At 68.0% G+C, this 16356-nt stretch carries 14 protein-coding genes; 7 read left to right on the top strand and 7 right to left on the bottom strand.

Annotation, left to right across the window (positions count from 1 at the left end):
- Positions 1 to 245 precede the first annotated feature (245 nt).
- Positions 246 to 2201 (bottom strand): acetate--CoA ligase, encoded by a 1956-nt coding sequence (gene acs, locus OEJ36_RS26715; protein WP_263404085.1) that lies wholly within the window; start codon positions 2199 to 2201, stop codon positions 246 to 248.
- A 144-nt stretch (positions 2202 to 2345) separates the two neighbouring features.
- The gene (locus OEJ36_RS26710) at positions 2346 to 3698 is read right to left on the bottom strand and encodes an MmgE/PrpD family protein (protein ID WP_263404084.1); all 1353 of its coding nucleotides are present in this window, start codon (positions 3696 to 3698) and stop codon (positions 2346 to 2348) included.
- Positions 3699 to 4139: 441 nt separating this feature from the next.
- On the opposite strand from OEJ36_RS26710, the gene OEJ36_RS26705 reads away from it, so the two are divergent.
- Positions 4140 to 4496: an SMR family transporter gene (locus OEJ36_RS26705; RefSeq protein WP_263404083.1), complete on the top strand. Its 357-nt coding sequence runs from the start codon at positions 4140 to 4142 to the stop codon at positions 4494 to 4496.
- Positions 4493 to 4822 carry a multidrug/spermidine efflux SMR transporter subunit MdtI gene (gene mdtI / locus OEJ36_RS26700; protein ID WP_263404082.1) on the top strand — a complete coding sequence of 110 codons (330 nt, stop codon included), beginning with the start codon at positions 4493 to 4495 and terminating at the stop codon, positions 4820 to 4822. Before OEJ36_RS26705 ends, mdtI begins: the two co-directional genes overlap by 4 nt.
- 402 nt (positions 4823 to 5224) lie before the next feature.
- Here the strand turns inward: mdtI and OEJ36_RS26695 are convergent, their stop codons facing one another.
- A complete protein-coding gene (locus OEJ36_RS26695) occupies positions 5225 to 6784 on the bottom strand; it encodes a sigma-54-dependent phenylalanine hydroxylase transcriptional regulator PhhR (RefSeq protein WP_021218456.1) in 1560 nt (519 codons plus the stop codon).
- Positions 6785 to 7042: 258 nt separating this feature from the next.
- Here OEJ36_RS26695 and phhA point away from each other — a divergent pair, with 258 nt between their 5' ends.
- The 3 genes from phhA to OEJ36_RS26680 all read left to right on the top strand — a co-directional run bounded on the left by phhA (position 7043) and on the right by OEJ36_RS26680 (position 9446).
- Entirely contained in the window at positions 7043 to 7834 is a 792-nt protein-coding gene (phhA, locus tag OEJ36_RS26690) for a phenylalanine 4-monooxygenase (protein ID WP_263404081.1), read from the top strand.
- A gap of 65 nt (positions 7835 to 7899) precedes the next feature.
- Positions 7900 to 8256, top strand: a complete 357-nt coding sequence (locus OEJ36_RS26685; RefSeq protein ID WP_263404080.1) for a 4a-hydroxytetrahydrobiopterin dehydratase — start codon at positions 7900 to 7902, stop codon at positions 8254 to 8256.
- Positions 8253 to 9446 (top strand): amino acid aminotransferase, encoded by a 1194-nt coding sequence (locus OEJ36_RS26680; protein WP_263404079.1) that lies wholly within the window; start codon positions 8253 to 8255, stop codon positions 9444 to 9446. Before OEJ36_RS26685 ends, OEJ36_RS26680 begins: the two co-directional genes overlap by 4 nt.
- A 46-nt stretch (positions 9447 to 9492) precedes the next feature.
- Here the strand turns inward: OEJ36_RS26680 and OEJ36_RS26675 are convergent, their stop codons facing one another.
- Both OEJ36_RS26675 and arfB read right to left on the bottom strand, forming a co-directional pair.
- Positions 9493 to 10431, bottom strand: coding sequence for a 2-hydroxyacid dehydrogenase (locus tag OEJ36_RS26675; protein WP_263404078.1), 939 nt, complete (start codon positions 10429 to 10431; stop codon positions 9493 to 9495).
- 152 nt (positions 10432 to 10583) lie between these two features.
- The gene (gene arfB, locus OEJ36_RS26670) at positions 10584 to 10997 is read right to left on the bottom strand and encodes an alternative ribosome rescue aminoacyl-tRNA hydrolase ArfB (RefSeq protein ID WP_021218451.1); all 414 of its coding nucleotides are present in this window, start codon (positions 10995 to 10997) and stop codon (positions 10584 to 10586) included.
- 181 nt (positions 10998 to 11178) lie between these two features.
- Between arfB and OEJ36_RS26665 the strand changes: the two genes are divergently transcribed.
- Positions 11179 to 12222: a metal-dependent hydrolase gene (locus OEJ36_RS26665; protein ID WP_263404077.1), complete on the top strand. Its 1044-nt coding sequence runs from the start codon at positions 11179 to 11181 to the stop codon at positions 12220 to 12222.
- 60 nt (positions 12223 to 12282) lie between these two features.
- Positions 12283 to 13890, top strand: a complete 1608-nt coding sequence (locus OEJ36_RS26660; RefSeq protein ID WP_263404076.1) for a methyl-accepting chemotaxis protein — start codon at positions 12283 to 12285, stop codon at positions 13888 to 13890.
- Between the two features lie 187 nt (positions 13891 to 14077).
- Here the strand turns inward: OEJ36_RS26660 and OEJ36_RS26655 are convergent, their stop codons facing one another.
- Together OEJ36_RS26655 and OEJ36_RS26650 are read right to left on the bottom strand one after the other, a co-directional pair.
- The gene (locus tag OEJ36_RS26655; protein ID WP_263404075.1) at positions 14078 to 15184 is read right to left on the bottom strand and encodes a hypothetical protein; all 1107 of its coding nucleotides are present in this window, start codon (positions 15182 to 15184) and stop codon (positions 14078 to 14080) included.
- 142 nt (positions 15185 to 15326) lie between these two features.
- Positions 15327 to 16334 carry a hypothetical protein gene (locus OEJ36_RS26650; RefSeq protein WP_263404074.1) on the bottom strand — a complete coding sequence of 336 codons (1008 nt, stop codon included), beginning with the start codon at positions 16332 to 16334 and terminating at the stop codon, positions 15327 to 15329.
- Positions 16335 to 16356 lie beyond the last annotated feature (22 nt).

Below are 16356 nucleotides of genomic sequence, written 5' to 3'. Positions count from 1 at the left end.
TCCAACTTTCTTCGCTCGAACCCTCACATTGATGTGCGCAGTAACCCAGCGCACGGTCGTAGGATGGCGTAGAGCGAAGCGAAACCCATGCGGTGGCGGTGGCAGAAATTCTTTGGTGCCCGAAAGCACCGTGTTTGAAGGCTTGCATTAAACCCCCAACAACTAACGCCGACAGAGCCAAACGAAAACGCCCCGCCGCGGCTTGTGGCCGGGGCGGGGCGTGGGTGTTGCGCGCAGGCGCCGGGTCAGGCGGCCTGCATGGTGCGATGGGTGTCGATGAGGTGCTGCACCACTCCGGGGTCGGCCAGGGTGGAGATGTCGCCGAGGGCGTCGTATTCGGCGACGGCGATCTTGCGCAGGATGCGGCGCATGATCTTGCCCGAGCGGGTTTTCGGCAGGCCGGGCGCCCACTGGATGACATCCGGCGAGGCGATCGGGCCGATTTCCTTGCGGACCCACTGTTTCAGTTCCTGGCGCAGCGCTTCGGAAGACGCCTCGCCAGCGTTGAGGGTGACGTAGACGTAGATGCCCTGGCCCTTGATGTCGTGGGGGATGCCCACCACCGCGGCCTCGGCCACTTTCGGGTGGGCGACCATGGCGCTCTCGATCTCGGCGGTGCCCATGCGGTGCCCGGAGACGTTGAGCACGTCGTCCACGCGGCCGGTGATCCAGTAGTAGCCGTCTTCGTCGCGACGGGCGCCGTCACCGGTGAAGTACATGCCCTTGAAGGTCTTGAAGTAGGTGTCGACGAAGCGGTCGTGGTCACCGAACAGGGTGCGCGCCTGGCCCGGCCAGGAGTCGATGATCACCAGGTTGCCTTCGGCGGCACCCTCGATCAGGTTGCCGAGGTTATCCACCAGCGCCGGCTGCACACCGAAGAAGGGACGGGTCGCCGAGCCCGGCTTCAGCGCGGTGGCACCGGGCAGCGGGCTGATCAGCACGCCACCGGTCTCGGTCTGCCACCAGGTGTCGACGATGGGGCAACGCTCCTTGCCCACGGTGGTGTGGTACCAGTGCCAGGCTTCCGGGTTGATCGGCTCGCCGACCGAGCCCAGCAGGCGCAGGCTCTCGCCGCTGGCGCCGCGCACTGCGGCGTCGCCCTGGGCCATCATCGCGCGGATGGCGGTGGGCGCGGTGTAGAGGATGTTGACCTTGTGCTTGTCGATGATCTGGCCGATGCGCGAGACGTCCGGGTAGTTCGGGATGCCTTCGAACAGCAGCGTGGTCGCGCCGTTGGCCAGAGGGCCGTAGACGATGTAGCTGTGGCCGGTGACCCAGCCCACGTCGGCGGTGCACCAGTAGACCTCGCCGGGGCGGTAGTCGAACACGCGCTCGTGGGTCATGGCGGCGTACACCAGGTAGCCGCCGGTGGTGTGCAGCACACCCTTGGGCTTACCGGTGGAGCCGGAGGTGTAGAGGATGAACATCGGGTCTTCCGCGCCCATCTCCTTCGGTGCGCAATGGCTGGAGGCGACCTTCATCAGGTCCTCGTACCAGACGTCGCGGTGCTGGTTCCACTTGATGTCCGCGCCGGTGCGCTTGCAGACGATGATCTTCTGCACGCTGCTGGTTTCCGGGTTGGTCAGGGCGTCGTCGACGTTGGCCTTGAGCGGGGTCTTCTTGCCGCCGCGCACGCCTTCGTCGGCGGTGATCACCACCTTCGAGCTGCAGTCGATGATGCGGCCGGCCAGGGCCTCCGGCGAGAAGCCGCCGAACACCACGGAGTGGATGGCGCCGATGCGGGTGCAGGCGAGCATGGCCACCACCGCTTCCGGGATCATCGGCATGTAGATGGTCACCACGTCGCCACGGTGCACGTCCTGGCCACGCAGGGCGTTGGCGAACTTGCAGACGCGCTCGTGCAGGTCGCGGTAGGTGATGTGCTCGTGGTCGGCCGGGTCGTCGCCTTCCCAGATGATCGCCACCTGGTCGCCGCGCTCGGCGAGGTGACGGTCCAGGCAGTTGGCGGAAATGTTGAGGGTGCCGTCGGCGAACCACTTGATGTCGACGTGGTGGTCGTCGAAGGAGGTCTGCTTGACCTTGGTGAAGGGCTTGATCCAGTCGATGCGCTGAGCCTGCTCGCGCCAGAAGCCGTCGGGGTTGATCACCGATTGCTGGTACATGGCCTTGTAGGTCGCCTCGTTGGTCAGCGACTTTTCAGCCACCTCGGGACGCACCGGATACAGTGAAGCAGCACTCATGTTCATACCTCGACGGGCAGTTGTTTTTGTATGCCGCCTTTTGTATCCCCCGCCTCCCTGTAGGGCCATTCGACCATGGTCTTACCAGATACGGACTATGGTCGAAGGCCGCTGCAGAGCGCCTTGCGGGGCTGCGCTCGCGAGCTAGCCCATCGGCCCGTCCAGCTCGCGGGACGCACGCAGGCGCCAGACCCAATCGATCAATGCATCCGCCTCGGTAGCCGTGCGGGTGCCGGCGAAGGCCAGCATCTCGCGGAAGCGGTCCTCCAGCTCGACGCGTGACAGCGGGTTCTCCGGGTCACCCCGGGCGGCATCGGCGGCCCCATAGAGCAGGCGGCCATCGGTGGTGCGCACCTGCACCCGCCCCAGCCAGCGCTGCGGGTAGGCGCTGTCCACCTCCGAGTCCTGCTGCAGGTGCACCTTGTCGGCGATGGCGAGCACGCGCGGGTCGTCCAGCGACCAGCGGCGGAACTCCTCCAGCCCCGCACGCCCGTGCACCGCCACCAGCCCCAACACCCGGCCCATGGAGAACTTCGCCTGGTGCACGGTCGCTGGTGTCCCCACCCGGCCGAGCATGTCGATGGCGTCCTGGTGCACCCGCGCGTCGATGCGGTCGATGGCCTCGAAGCCCAGGCCTTCACGCGCCATCAGCGCCAGCAGCGCATCCGCCGTGGGGTGGGTGTGACGGCAGCAGGCGTGCACCTTGATCGAGGTTTCCAGCAGGGCCCAGCGCGTGCCGAGGCGATCGGACAGGCGCACCGGTTCGGCGTCGACGGACATCACCGCCGCCAACCCGCCCGCCCCTTCGAGCACATCGCGCGCGCCGTCCAGCCCCTCGCCCACCAGGTAGGCCGAGAGCAGCCCGTCCGCCGCCGCCTTGGCCGCATGCAGCTGCTTGGAGTCGGTGGTGTCGCGGAGAAAGGCCCATAGCCCGGCCGCCTGGGTGCCGGCGCTGCCCAGCACACGCAGGAAACCTTCTCGGTCGAGGCCCAGCAGCTTGCCCACCGCCACCGCTGCAGCCAGGGTGCCGACGGTCGCCGTGGTGTGGAACAGGCGGTAATGGGAACGCCCCAGGCACTCGCCGATACGGATGCCCGCCTCATAGCCGGCGACCGCTGCCAGCAGCAGTTCGTGGCCACTGCGGCCGAGGTCCTGAGCGGCGGCCAGGGCGGCGGGGAATACCACGGTGCCCGGGTGCAGGACCGAGCCGTTGTGCAGGTCGTCCAGCTCCATCAGGTGCGAGCTGGCGGCGTTCACCAGCGCGGCGAACCAGGCGGAGGTGCCCCGGCCATTGACGAGAATGCGCGACGGGCCGCCAGCGGGCCCCATCCGCGCGGCGAAGCGCTCGAACAGCGGCACCGGGTGAGCACCTTCCGCGGCCAGGGCGGAGCCGAGCCAGTCGAGGAAGAGTTCTTCGGTACGCTCCAGCACCGCGGCGGGCAACTGCTCCGAATGCAGGTCGGCGAGAAAGGCGGCCAGTTTCTGGGTGTGGTTCATCTATCGCTCCCTTGGGTCATGCCATGCAGAGCGACCATGCTAACCAGCCGTCCACACGCAACTCCGACCCGCCTCCCCGGCGCAGAGCCGAGCGCACAGAGCGATCACTAAAACGAACAGATATCGACGATGAGAACCTACCCAATCAGCGAACACCCCTGAATACGACTGAAATATTTAGCCAAATCCTATCGATTGCCTGTTAACGATTCAAAAAGCTAACATTTCGTTCATTATGTTGAACACTCAAGACACCTCCCTCCCCTTCGCCCGCCTGGTCTCCCGCGAGAACCACTGGACGGGCGATCTCTAGGCCCTCCCTACCGCCATCGCACATGGCCGGCCCCGTTGCGCCATCTGGCAACGCCGCGCCCCGCTCCAAGCGCCCGCCCCGCATCCGACATGCCGGTAAGGCGCCCTACATGCCCATGGGAGGGCACCATGCGTTCCTGGATTTATCTGCTCACGGCGATCTTCTTCGAAGTCGTCGGCACCACCTCGATGAAATTCGCCACCGAACAGGCGCCCCTGCTCGGCTACCTGCTGATGTACGCGCTCATCGGCCTGTCCTATTTCTTCCTCGCCCTGGCAGTGAAGCGCGTCCCGGTGGGCGTCGCCTATGCGCTGTGGGAAGGCATCGGCATCGTCCTGATCACCGCCGTCAGCGTCGCCTGGCTGGGGGAAAGCCTGGGCCCGGCCAAGGCCCTCGGCCTGGGCGTGATGATCGTCGGCATCCTGCTGATCAAGTCCGGCACCCGCGCCACATCGACGGCCCGGGGCCAGGGGGTGATGGCATGAACGGCGTGACCTGGATCCACTTCGCCTGGCTGGGCCTGGCCATCGCCCTGGAAGTGCTGGCCAATGTGCTGCTGAAGTACTCCGACGGTTTCCGCCGCCGCGTGCTCGGCGCCATCTCCATCCTCTGCATACTCGCCGCCTTCACCGCCCTGGCCCAGGCGGTGCGTGGCATCGACCTGTCGCTCGCCTATGCCATCTGGGGCGGCTTCGGCATCCTCGCCACGGTCGCCCTGGGTTGGGCGCTGTTCGGCCAGCGCCTGGCCTGGCAGGGCTGGGTCGGCCTGGGCCTGCTGGTGCTGGGGATGGGTTTGCTGAAGCTGGCGTGATCCAGGAGCCCGGATCATGGCAAATCGCAGGCAAAAAAATGGGCGACCTCAGGGTCGCCCTATCAATCATTCCGGGAGAGGAATGTAGAAACGCTTGTGTCCGCATCACGCAAGATTCAGACAGCGCCCTTTTTACGCTCCCGTCTCCGTGCCAGCCATTGCACCAAGGTCTAACAGGCCTCCTAAAAACGCAGTAGCCAGCTAGGGTTTGCACGAAAAGTCGTCGAGCGAAGGTCAGGCGAGGCGCAACGACCAACGGGAGTAACAGCCGGAGGCTGGCCCGAAGGGCGCGCGCCAGTGCGTAAAAACGGGTGAGGAAGCGGAGTTTACGAGCTGTAAATGAGCATTCCGATCCCGTTTTTAACGAAGCATCACCGAGCGCAGGCACTTTTTGTACAGAACCTAAACCTCCTCGCGACCCAGGCCATGCTGGCGCAGCTTATTGGCAATGGTGGTGTGGGACACCCCCAGGCGCTTGCCCAATTGGCGGCTGCTGGGGTGGTCGGCGAACAGGCATTCCAGCACCGCCTTCTCGAAGCGCCCGAGAATGGCGTCCAGCCCGCCGTCGAGGGAGAAATCCCCCAGGGGCTGCGGCGCGCCGTAGTGCGGCAGGCGGATGTGCTCCGGCTTGACCGTGCCGCCCTCGCACAGGGAAACCGCCTGGAACAGCACGTTCTCCAGTTGCCGCACGTTGCCCGGCCAGTGGTAGTGGCCGAGGCGCTCCAGGGCCTGGGGCGCCAGCCGCGGCAAGGCGCAACCGATCTGCCGACTGGCCGAGTCGAGGAAGTGCTCCACCAGCGGCGGCAACCCGTCCAGGCATTCGCGCAGCGGCGGGATGTGCAGCGACAGCACGTTGAGGCGGTGGTACAGGTCCTGGCGGAACTCGCCCCGCGCGCAGAGTTCGGACAGGTCCACCTGGGTGGCGCAGATCACCCGCACGTCCAGGTACACCTCCTCATCGCTGCCCACCCGGCGGAAGCAGCCGTCCTGGAGGAAGCGCAACAGCTTGGCCTGCAGGCGCGGGCTCATCTCGCCCACGCCGTCGAGGAACAGCGTGCCGCCGGCGGTCAGCTCCAGCAGCCCCAGCTTGCCCTCCGGCCGCGCGCCCTCGAAGGCCCCCGGGCCGTAGCCGAACAGCTCGGTCTCGGCCATGGATTCCGGCAGGCCGGCGCAGTTCAGCGCCATGAAGGGCGACTGCCCGCGCGGGCTGGCCAGGTGGCAGGCGCGGGCCAGCAGCTCCTTGCCGGTACCGGTCTCGCCCTCGATCAGCAGCGGCGCGTCCAGGGGCGCCATGCGCCGCGCCTCGCGCACCACGGCGGCCATCACCCGCGAACTCTGGAAGATGCTGTCGAAGCCGCGCAGCTCCTGCTTGCGCACGTGGTAGATGCGCTCGCCCACGCGGTCGGCGCGGTGCAGGGTGAGCACCGCACCGGCCAGGGCCTCGCTCTCGTCGTGTTCGGATTGCAGCGGCGCGATATCGGCGAGGAACACATCGCCGCGTACCTTCACCCGCAGGCCGTTGATGCGCGCCTTGTTGGCCCGCACCAGCTCCGGCAGGTCGAAATCCTCGGTATATCGCGATAGCGGGATGCCCGGCACCTCGTCCACCCGCACGCCCAGCAGCTGCGCGGCGGCGCGGTTGGCGGCGACGATGGAGCCGCCCATGTCGATGGACAGCACCGGGAACTCCAGCGCGCCGAGCAGCGCGTTCAGCTCCAGGTGGCGGCGCTCGCTGGGCATCAGGCCCACGCGCTTGACGCCGAACACGCCGGGGATGTCCTCCAGCTTCGGCCGCAGGGACTGCAGCTGCAGGTTGATCAGGTTCGGGCAGAGCAGGTAGATGGCGTTGCCCTGGTCGCCGCCGACTTCGCCACGGTTGACGTTGATGCCGTAGTCGACGAGCAGGTTGAGGATGTCGCGCAGGATGCCTACGCGATTCTGGCAATGGACTTTGATACGCATGCGGCACCCCGGAAACGGGTTTTTGTCTGGGGCTCGGCACTGAAAATCAGCGTCCTGCCCGATTTTTCCGTCAAGAATATGTGACGAATCCATCCACCAGCAAGATGACTCCGCCTAGCCCTCGCCAAATCGTAAACATTTCTTTACGGAAACGCCGCCACCGCGCCCCTGCCACTCCTTGCCGCCCGGCTGCACAGGGCAACGAACCGGGTTATCCATGGCCTAACACAACAACAAAGCCCCGCCCCAGGAGGCCGAATGAAAACCTCGCAATACGTGGCCCGCGAGCCGGATGAGAACGACTTTATCCACTACCCGGACAGCGAGCACCGGGTATGGAACACCCTGATCACCCGCCAGTTGAGGGTGGTCGAAGGGCGCGCCTGCCAGGAGTACCTGGACGGCATCGAACGCCTCGCCCTCCCCCATGACCGCATTCCCCAGCTGGGCGAGATCAACCAGGTGCTGCAGGCCGCCACCGGCTGGCGCGTCGCCCGGGTACCGGCCCTGATCCCCTTCCAGACCTTTTTCGAGCTGTTGGCCAGCCAGCAGTTCCCGGTGGCCACCTTCATCCGCACCCCGGAAGAACTGGACTACCTGCAGGAGCCGGACATCTTCCACGAGATCTTCGGCCACTGCCCGCTGCTGACCAACCCCTGGTTCGCCGAGTTCACCCACACCTACGGCAAGCTCGGCCTCAAGGCCACCAAGGAAGAGCGCGTCTACCTCGCCCGCCTGTACTGGATGACCATCGAGTTCGGCCTGGTGGAAACAGCCCAGGGCCGGCGTATCTATGGCGGCGGCATCCTCTCCTCGCCGAAGGAGACCGTCTACAGTCTTTCCGACGCGCCCGAACACCAGGCCTTCGACCCGCTGGAGTGCATGCGCACGCCGTACCGTATCGATATCCTGCAGCCGCTCTACTTCGTGCTGCCGGACCTCAAGCGCCTGTTCGAGCTGGCCCACGAGGACATCATGGCGCTGGTGCGCCAGGCCATGACCCTCGGCCTGCACGCGCCCAAATTCCCGCCCAAGCCCAAGGCGGCCTGAGCCCTTATTCGCCGGTTGGCGCCACCCGCCGCGCCAGCCGACCAGTCCTCTATCTGGAGACCCCCATGACCGCACTGTCCCAAGCCCATTGCGAAGCCTGCCGCGCCGACGCGCCCAAGGTTCCCGAGGCCGAACTGGCCGAACTGCTCAAGCAGATCCCCGACTGGAACATCGAAGTCCGCGACGGAATCATGCAGCTGGAGAAGGTCTACCGCTTCAAGAACTTCCGCTACGCCCTGGCCTTCACCAACGCCGTGGGCGCCATCGCCGAGGAAGAAGGCCACCACCCGGGCCTGCTCACCGAGTGGGGCAAGGTCACCGTCACCTGGTGGAGCCACGAAGCCAAGGGCCTGCACCGCAACGACTTCATCATGGCCGCCCGCACCGACGGAGTGGCCGCCAGCGCCGAGGGCCGCAAATGAGCCATTTCGCCCCGGTCGGGCGCGTACCCGGCGATCCCATCCTCGGCCTGATCGAAGCCCATCGCCAGGACCCCAACCCGGCCAAGATCGACCTGGGCGTGGGCGTCTACAAGGACAGCCAGGGCCTGACCCCCATCCCCCGCGCGGTGAAGCTCGCCGAGCAACGCCTGGTGGAAGTGCAGCGCACCAAGACCTACATCGGCGGCCACGGTGATGCCGCCTTCGGCCGCCTGTTGGGCGAGCTGGTGCTGGGCGCCGGCTCGCCGCTGCTGGCCGGCCAGCGTGCCGGCGTCACCCAGACCCCGGGCGGCACCGGCGCCCTGCGCCTGGCGGCGGAGTTCATCGCCCGCTGCCTGCCGGGCCGTGGCATCTGGGTCAGCGACCCGACCTGGCCGATCCACGAAACCCTGTTCGCCGCCAGCGGCCTGGCCGTGCACCACTACCCCTATGTCGGCGCGGACAACCGCCTCGACCTGGAAGCCATGCTCGCCGCCCTGGAACAGGTGCCCGAAGGGGACGTGGTGCTGCTGCACGCCTGCTGCCACAACCCCACCGGCTTCGACCTGGGCCGCCACGACTGGCAACGGGTGCTGGAAATCGTCAAGGCGCGCCGCCTGCTGCCGCTGCTGGACTTCGCCTACCAGGGCTTCGGCGATGGCCTGGAGCAAGACGCCTGGGCCGTGCGCCTGTTCGCCGAATCGCTGCCGGACGTGCTGATCACCAGCTCCTGCTCGAAGAACTTCGGCCTGTATTGCGAACGCACCGGCGCCCTGGTCGTCTGCGCCGCCACGCCCGACACCCTCGTCGACGTGCGCAGCCAGCTGGCCTTCATCGCCCGCAACCTCTGGTCCACCCCGCCGGACCACGGCGCCGCCGTGGTCGCCACCATCCTTGGTGACGCCGAGCTGAAGGCCGTGTGGCTGGACGAACTGGAAGCCATGCGCCGCCGCGTCGCCGAACTGCGCGCCGGCCTGGTGGAAGCCCTGGCGCCCCACGGCCTGGCCGAACGCTTCGCCCACATCGCCCAGCAGCGCGGCATGTTCTCCTACACCGGCCTGAGCGCCGAGCAGGTGGCACGGCTGCGCAGCGAGTCCAGCGTCTACATGGTCAGCAGCGGCCGCGCCAACGTCGCCGGCCTGGATGCCTCGCGGCTGAGCGACCTGGCGCAGGCGATCGCCCGGGTCTGCTGAACCACGTTTTCCCCTCCTCACCCCTCCTCCTACCCGAGGGGAGGGTTCACACCGCCGTCAGCACGTCGCCCTTATCGAGGAAGGCGCGCACGTTGGCCAGCACCAGCTCCTCCATCGCCAGCCGGGTTTCCTCGGTGGCACTGCCGACGTGGGGCAGCAGCACCACGTTGTCCAGCTCGAACAGGGCTGAAGGCACGCGCGGCTCCTGTTCGAACACATCCAGCCCCGCGCCACCCAGGCTGCCCTCCTGCAACGCCGCCACCAGCGCGGTTTCATCCACCACCGAGCCACGGGCGACATTGATGAGGATGCCCTGCGGCCCCAGCGCGCGCAGCACGGCGGCGTCGATCAGGTGGTGGGTGGCGGCACCGCCCGGGCAGGTCAGCACCAGGAAGTCGGCCCAGGTGGCCAGCGCCTTCAGGTCCGCCTCGTAGCCCAGTGGGCTGCTCGGGTCCGGGCGGCGGTTGTGGTAACGCACCTCCATGTCGAAACCGGCGGCGCGGCGCGCCACATCCTTGCCGATCCGGCCGAGCCCGACGATGCCCAGGCGCTTGCCGCTGACCTTGCGCCCCAGCGGGTAGTTGCCCGCCACCCAGGCACCGGTGCGCACGAAGCGGTCGGAGGCGGAGAGTCGCCGCGCGGTGTCGAGGATCAACCCCAGGGCCAGGTCCGCCACGCAATCGTTGAGCACGTCCGGCGTGTTGCTCACCTGCACGCCCCGCGCCTTGGCCGCCGTGATGTCGATGGAGTCGTAGCCCACGCCGAAACTGCAGATGGCGCGGACGTTGGGCAGGCGCTCCAGCATCGCCGCCGTGCAGCCGAAGCGCGCGGAGGTGACCACCAGATCGAAGGCCGCGCCCTGCTCGGCGAGAAAGGCGTCCGCATCGGGCTGGGCCCACAGGCGCACCACCTCGTGCTCGGCGGCCAGGCGCTGGTTGAATCGCTCGGTCAGCGGGCCGACGTGCAATAGCTTCGGGGCAGTCATCTCGTTCTCCTGTGCGGCGGTTCGGGCAAAGGCCCGGGATAGACACATCCTTGCGCAACAGGTGGTGGCCTGAACAGACGGCTTTGGTCGTGCAGCGCCCCTCGGTGCCGAAACGGACGCCCGGCAAGCGAACGGCGCGGAGAAGCAGGAGGCTAGTAGTCCACCTTGCCCCGCCCGGCCTTGATCGCCCCGCGCTTGGACTTGCCGTCCAGGCGGCGGGTCTTCGAGCCCAGGGTCGGCCGGGTCGGGCGGCGCTTCTTCTCCACCTTGCCGGCGCTGCGGATCAGTTCGGCCAGGCGCTCCAGGGCATCGGCGCGGTTCTGCTCCTGGGTGCGGTACTGCTGGGCCTTGATCACGATCACGCCCTCGCTGGTGATGCGGCTGTCGCGCAGCTCCAGCAGGCGCTCCTTGTAGAAGGGCGGCAGCGACGAGGCGTTGATGTCGAAGCGCAGGTGCATGGCGCTGGACACCTTGTTGACGTTCTGCCCGCCGGCGCCCTGGGCGCGGATGGCGGTCAGCTCGATTTCATCGTCGGGCAGGTGGACGCTGTTGGAGATCAGCAACATGGCACGGGCCGGAATAGCGGAAAGAGCGACAGGATAGCGCCGCCGCCCGGTGAAAGCTCGCCGCCGCGCCCGATCCGGCCACCACCGCGCTCACACAAACTTACCAATCGCCCTGCCCCGCCACTTCCCGCCTCCGTGGCGAGCCCCTAATTTAGGCGCCTTGTCTCGAAGGGGAGCAGCGATGGATTCGATCACCCAGGCGGTGTTGGGCGCGACGGTGCAAACGGCGGTGCTGGGCCGCTGGCAAGGGCGCAAGGCGCTGCTCTATGGCGCGGCCCTGGCGACCCTGCCGGACCTCGATGTGCTGATCCGCTACCAGGACGCCGTGGACGTGATGACCCGCCATCGCGGCTTCAGCCACTCGCTGCCGGTGCTCACCCTGCTGGCGCTGGTGCTGACCCTGGCCCTGCGGCGCTGGCGGCCGAACCCGGCCTATTCGGGGCGACGGCTGTTCCTCGCCCTGTGGCTGGTGCTGGTCACCCACCCGCTGCTCGACGCCTTCACCAGCTACGGTACCCAGCTGTTCTGGCCGTTCACGCCGCCGCCCACGGCCTGGTCCAGCGTGTTCATCATCGACCCGCTCTACACCCTGCCCCTGCTGCTGGCGGTGCTCGCCGGGCTGGTCTCCAGCCCACAGGGCAAGGCGCCGCGCGGGCCGCTGCTGGCACTGGCGCTGTCCAGCCTCTACCTGGCCTTCACCGTTGCCGGCAAATGGATGGCCGAGCAGAGGGTCGAGGCCGAGCTGGCCCGCCAGGGCATCCAGGCAGAAGCGCTGTTCGCCTCGCCGGCGCCGTTCAACAGCCTGCTCTGGCGGGTCACGGTGCTGGACGGCGAGCGCTACCACGAAGCCCTGGTGAGCTGGTTCGACCAGGCCCCGCCCGCACTGGTGAGCCTGCCCCGGGGCACCGCCCTGGCCGAACAGCTGAAAGCATCACCGCAGTACGCGCGGCTGGCCTGGTTCACCGACGGCGTGCTGCGCTTCGACCAGGTGGGCGACGCCCTGGTGGTGACCGACCTGCGCCTGGGCTTCACCGGCTACCACCCGTTCCGCTTCATCCTTGCCCGGCGCGAGGGGGCGGACTGGGTGCTGCCGGCGATCACCGAGCGCCTACCCGCCGGGCGTGGCGACCTGGAACAGCTGGAGCTGCTCTGGCAGCGCGTCTGGCACCAGGACCGCGAGGTGCCGCTGGCGGAATGGGCCGCCGGGCTGCAACGCACGCCCTGATGCCTTCCGGCGGCGCTGGGCTACGCTTTAGCAGCCAGCCAGCGCCAAGGGAGGAGCGGCATGAACATTCGCCAGAAAATGGTGGCTTCGGGAGCCATCAGCGTCATCGCCGCCGCCCTGCTCGGCGGCATCGGCTTCTGGGGCCAGACCCGCCTCGCCGACGCCCTGGCGGAAAACGAGTTGAGCGTCAGCGCCCTGCGCAACCACCTGGAAGGCGACATGATGCACGACGCCCTGCGCGCCGATGTGCTCGCCGCCTTCGTCGCGCAACCCGGCGACAGCGCTGCCGCCGACCAGGTGCGCCAGGACCTCAAGGAACACAGCGAGTGGTTCCGCAAGGCCATGGGCGAGAACGCCCGCCTGCCCCTGAGTGCCGACATCAAGCGCGCCATCGCCGACTCCCAGCCAGCCCTGGAGGCGTACATAGGCGCCGCCGAGAAGATCATCGAACACGCCCTGCGCGACTCGGCCGCGGCGCGCGCCGAACTGCCCGCCTTCAACACCACCTTCGGCGAGCTCGAGGAGCGCAACGAGGCCCTCAGCAGCATGATCGAAGCCCACGCCACCGAGGCGCGCGACGACAGCGAAGCCGCGGTGAGCCGCGCCGCCATGTGGCTTGTCGGCGGCATCCTGGTGGTCTGCCTGGTGCTGTGCCTGGCCACCGGGCAACTGATGCGCGCCGTGCTGCGCCCGCTGGAAAAAACCGTCGCCGCCGCCCGCGCCATCGCCCAGGGCAACCTGCGCCACACCATCAGCGTCGACAGCCACGACGAAGCCGGGCAACTGCAACAGGCCCTGGCGGACATGCAGAACAACCTGCGGCAGATGATCACCGCCATCCGCCACGAGAGCGAAGAGTTGCGCGGCACCGCCCACAGCCTCAGCGACACCTCGCGCGGCATCGTCCATGGCGCCAGCGAGCAGGCCGACAGCGCCACCAGCATGGCGGCGGCGATGGAGCAGATGATCACCAACATCGCCCAGATCGCCGACCACGCGCGCAATGCCCAAGGCATCTCCGCCCACTCCGAAGGCCTGGCCAGCAATGGCGGGCAGGTGATCCTCGGCGTGGTCGACGGCATGAACCGCATCGCCGACGCGGTGAACAGCTCGTCCAACACCATTACCGCGCTGGGCCGTTCCTCGGAGGAAATCCACTCCATCATCCAGGTGATCAAAAGCATCGCCGAACAGACCAACCTGCTGGCCCTCAACGCCGCCATCGAGGCGGCACGGGCCGGCGAGGCCGGACGGGGCTTCGCCGTGGTGGCCGACGAGGTGCGCAACCTCGCCGCGCGCACGGCCCAGTCCACCCAGGAAATCACCAGCATGATCGAGCGCATCCGCGAGAGCACCGAGCAGGCGGTGAGCAGCATGCAGACCGGAGTCACGCGGGTGAACGACGGCGTCTCCCTGGCCACCCAGGCCGGTACTTCCATCAGCGAGATCCGCGACGGCGCTCACCGCGCCGCCGAAGTGGTGGAAGAGATCTCCCAGACCATCGGCGAGCAATCCAAGGCCAGCAGCGAGGTGGCCCACCGGGTGGAAATGATCGCCCGCATGTCGCGGCAGAACACCGAAGCCATGCACGAGCTGGCCGACTCCGCCCAGCGCCTCGATCAGGTCGCCACCGCCATGCAGACATCGGTGGCACGCTTCCAGGTGTGACCGAGCCTCCTTTCTGTGGGAGCGAATTCATTCGCGAAAGGCCGAGGCACAACCTCGTAGGGCGGGTGAAACCCGCGAGCCCCGATGCACCCTGCCGCCGGGTTGCACCCGACCTACATACTGAAAACCGAAAACGACCAGGCCGCCCGAAGGCGGCCTGGTCGTTAAGGCGCTGCGTAAAGAGAGCTTAGCCGGCGGCCTGTACCACCTCCAGCAGGGTCGGCAGCGGCACCGCCTGGGCTGCGGCAAGGGTGAGCACGACACGGCTGCCGGACGCGTCCACCAGCTGGCCGAGGCTCTCCGCCGGCATTTGCATGGCGTTGAACTGGGCGTCCAGGCGCTTCAGGTCGCCGGCGGCTTCGATGGCCGCGTGCAGCGCCTTCTGGTCCATGGCCTGGGCGGTGTTGACGCTGATGGCGGTGTTGATCCCCGCCGCCTCCACCGCCTGCTGCAGGTTGCCGAAAGGCAGCTCGGCGCCGTTGAACTCGACGCTGAAGCGCTTGGTATTGCCGGTGGCGTTGATGCTCAGCAGCAGCGCGCCCGCCCCCATCGCCTGGGCCGTGTTGACCTGGATATGGGTGTTGGTGCCCGCCGCCTCGATGGCCGCCAGCAGGCCCTTGTCATCGAGCTGCCCACCGTGGAAGGACAGGCCCAGGTGGGTGCCGTCACCCGCCGCCTGCATCACCGCCTGCAGGGTTTCTTCCTGCACCGCCTGGGCGGAGTTGATGCCGATACCGGTGCTGCCACCGGCACGCTCGACGGCCTGGAGGATGTTGGCCTCCAGCAGTTGCGCACCGTTGAACTCGACGCCCAGCCCACCCTCCTTGGCCGCCGCGTCGATGATGCCCAGCAGGCGATCGATGGGCACCGCGTGCCCGGCGTTGATGTCGATGCCGACCTGGCGACCTGCTGCGTCCACCAGTTGGCGCAGCGCCTCGTCGTCGGCCTGGGCGCCGTTGAAGGCCACCCGCACCTGCTTGCCGTCACCGGCGGCGTTGATCACCGCGAGCAAGGCGCTGGTGTTGACCTCCTGGCCCTTACCGATCTGGATGGCGGTCTTCTCGCCGGCGAAGCTGGTGGCCTGCTGCAGGTTGCGCGGCGTCAGCCGGGCGCCATCGAAGGCCAGCACCAGCTGCTTGTCACTGCCGGCCGCGCTGACCACCGACAGCAGATCACCGACGTCCAGGCCATGGGCGGCGTTGAAGGTAATGGTGGTGTTGTCGCCAGCAGCCTGGATCACCTGGCGCAGGACGTTGATGCCGACGGATGCGTCGAATTGCAGAGCAAGCTTCATGTGAGTACTCCTTGTGGCTTCCTCCCCGGGGCGACGGACCACCATACAGGCCGTGCCCGGCGGGACAAGGCCGGGAGATACACAGGATGCGAGGGGGGATTCGGATAGTGCCGACGTCCCTTGGGGCGTCGACCGTAGGCCGTCACTCCCAGACGTCGATCACGCCCATGCGCTCGTTGCTTTCACGCCCCAGTTCGCGCCCGTCGCGGGCCTGGACGATGGAGCGGCCGAAGTCCACCTGCTCGCCGTCCACCCGGTTGCGTGCCGGCGCGTCGCGGGTGGGGCTCAGCAGCAGGCGCTGGTCATCGAGGTGACGCACGCGGGTGCCGGCCGGGTAGTCCCAGTCGCCCAGGGCGTGGGGCTCGGCCAGCCGGCCGTCCCAGCGCTGCAGCGCGCGGTCGGCGTCGAGCACCAGGCTCAGTTCCAGCAGGCTCATGCCTTCCAGCGCCTGGGGGCCGGCGCTGTTGGACACCCGCAGGGTCCAGCCCGGGCCGGTGCGATAGACCTGGCTACCCAGGGGCCAGTCGACGCCCAGCAGGCGGCTGCCGGGCACCAGCGGACAACGGTCGAAGTGCCAGCGCGATGGCTGCAGGCGCTCCTCGACCTCACGGCGGTATTCCACCCAGTCGTTGCCGGCGCAGGGCCAGCCGTCCACCTGGCTGTCGCGGGCCAGGCGCAGGCGCGAGAAGTAGTGGTGCAGCGGCAGCTCCAAGGCATCCACCTCCAGCCCCAGCACCGGTTGCGGCTGGGGCAGCCAGGCCTCGATCAGGCTCTCCAGGCCGTGGGGCCGCGGCTGGTCCTGCCAGTCCAGCGGCTCGAAGGTGTCCAGGCGCACCTGGCTGCCCGCCGGGAAGACCAGTTCACCCAGCTGCAGGTCACGCTCCAGGCGCGGGTTGAGGGCATCGTGCTCGGCCTGCATCTCCGCCTCCATGCGCCGCTCCTCGCAGAGCATCAGCACGCCCAGCACGGCGAACCCCAGCAGCAGCACGCCCAGCACCCCATAGCGCCAGGGCCGCGCCAGCACGTGGCGCCGCGAGCGCGGCAAGGCCAGCGCCAGCCCGAGGCCCAGCAGCCCGGGCACGGACAGAACGGCCAGCAGCACGGCGATGCCGAAGATCAGGATGAAGGTGGGATCGGGACCGAAGATCATTGCGGATGCGCCCTCCATGGAC

It is taken from the genome of Pseudomonas sp. PDM13, assembly GCF_025685765.1.
GTDB lineage: Bacteria > Pseudomonadota > Gammaproteobacteria > Pseudomonadales > Pseudomonadaceae > Metapseudomonas > Metapseudomonas solani.
Note: the sequence above shows the minus strand (reverse complement) of the source record. Positions and strands in the feature narration are given on the sequence as shown.